Origin of the sequence: Vibrio ouci, from assembly GCF_004551525.1 — a bacterium.
Lineage (GTDB): Bacteria > Pseudomonadota > Gammaproteobacteria > Enterobacterales > Vibrionaceae > Vibrio > Vibrio ouci.
Genome location: NZ_SATR01000170.1, coordinates 1 through 1532 on the forward strand (window position 1 = coordinate 1; position 1532 = coordinate 1532).

Here is a 1532-nt window from a genome sequence, read left to right on the forward strand (position 1 = left end):
ACGGCTCTGCCACCCCCTTCGCGATCTCGACCGCCAGGAGGCGGAAGCGGCGCCACGGCCACCTCTTCATCCAGCCGAACAACGATGTCATCGCCCTGCTCGAATTCTTCCTCATCCAACTCGCCCCCCGGCACACGGACAGATTCCGCTCTCAAACTGCAGTCTTGAGAATGATGAGCACTGAAACAGGGCTCTCTCCGACCTGCCACGCCTCGATTGCTCATGCATAAAAAGCACCGCTATTGCGATGCGTAATATTTGAATTCTTCTATGCTTTGGCTGGTCCGGCAAGGTGCCCATACTCAGATATAGGAACCGTTATCTTTACAGTCCTAGCAAATGACAGGTTTGTTGCAAATGAAATATTCATACTTTAGGTATTAAAATGTCATTCAAGATAAACTGGTTGGTTGCCCATTCGCCTCCTAGATCCCTTGTTCTACAGCAATCGCTGACTGAAAACGCAATTAGCTATTCCTTAGCTAAAAAATATGCGCAGAGTGGTTGGCTTAGGAAACTATCTTCAGGCGCTTATTATCGCCTAGGCAAAAGACCTACAAATGGGCGCTGATTTAGACATCAGTTAACACAGGCTCATAATTACTCATTACCTAAATAAGCCATGATAAAACTTTCACACCTTGCAATATTTCACGGGGTAAACCAGCATAGTCATTTCGCGGCCAATTAACACATAGCGAGTAAGATCCAAGTCTTTCGCGATGCGCATTCCCTTTATTTTGTCAGTCGCAATTGTCCCCTAACCCCTTTCGCCCTATGGCCGAATCATCGTTCCACCATACGCATCAGCCAGCAGCGATTGGGATTTCAAGGCGTTGACCACATCATCCCGTTGCCTGTCGATCAGCGGAAACCAACGGTTTTTCTGGAACTTGGGATCGGACAGAACCTGCAGTAATGAACCGGGATTCAGTCTGGCATTTCCATACGCCACCAGCTCAATAGGCTTTTGACACAGGGAACGCAGACAGCAAATGCATTGATCGACGTCTTTGGTAAAACACAGGTTATAGGCGTTCTGGCCATGGACTTTAACCAGGCACAGTACAGAGACGTCGCTGCGCTGTGCGCAACATTCGGTAAAGCGGTTTAGTTGAGACTGCCTGATGGCCGCTTCAAGCCAGCAATAGGCAGGCGTATTTTGGGTGTCGAACTCGCCGAGTACAGTAGACAGCTGCGCCATATGAGAGCGCATCAAGGTCGGCTCCATATACGCACGGTAACAGATGGTATCCAGGGTCTTGAGGACTTTCTGAATCGCAGGCATCACAAACCTCCAGCAGGATGAATAAATCATCACCACACAGAGACCCCATAACAAAGGGTGGTGAACTGAACAAGGTTAGCACTACCGTACGTTCGTAACGGCCAGCCGAGGCTGCCTCGCCCAGCTCACCGTAATACCGAATAGATTTGTGCAATAAGCAAACAAATCCATTTTCGACAGGTGTGCCGAAGCGCACACAGCGTTAGCGAATACTTCAGCTAACGGCTATGTGTCGAACGTAAGC

The 1532-nt window shown here is 49.1% G+C and carries 2 protein-coding genes and 1 pseudogene; 2 read left to right on the forward strand and 1 reads right to left on the reverse strand.

What is annotated here, in order from left to right:
* Positions 1–230: hypothetical protein (locus tag ELS82_RS26795; protein WP_208733310.1), on the forward strand; the 230-nt coding region annotated here is incomplete at its 5' end.
* Positions 231–385: 155 nt separating this feature from the next.
* Positions 386–553 (forward strand): annotated as a pseudogene (locus tag ELS82_RS24845) (AbiEi antitoxin N-terminal domain-containing protein); the annotation flags it as partial.
* 222 nt (positions 554–775) lie between these two features.
* On the opposite strand, the gene ELS82_RS24850 reads toward ELS82_RS24845, so the two are convergent.
* Positions 776–1288, reverse strand: a complete 513-nt coding sequence (locus tag ELS82_RS24850; RefSeq protein WP_134837753.1) for a hypothetical protein — start codon at positions 1286–1288, stop codon at positions 776–778.
* Between the last annotated feature and the right edge of the window lie 244 nt (positions 1289–1532).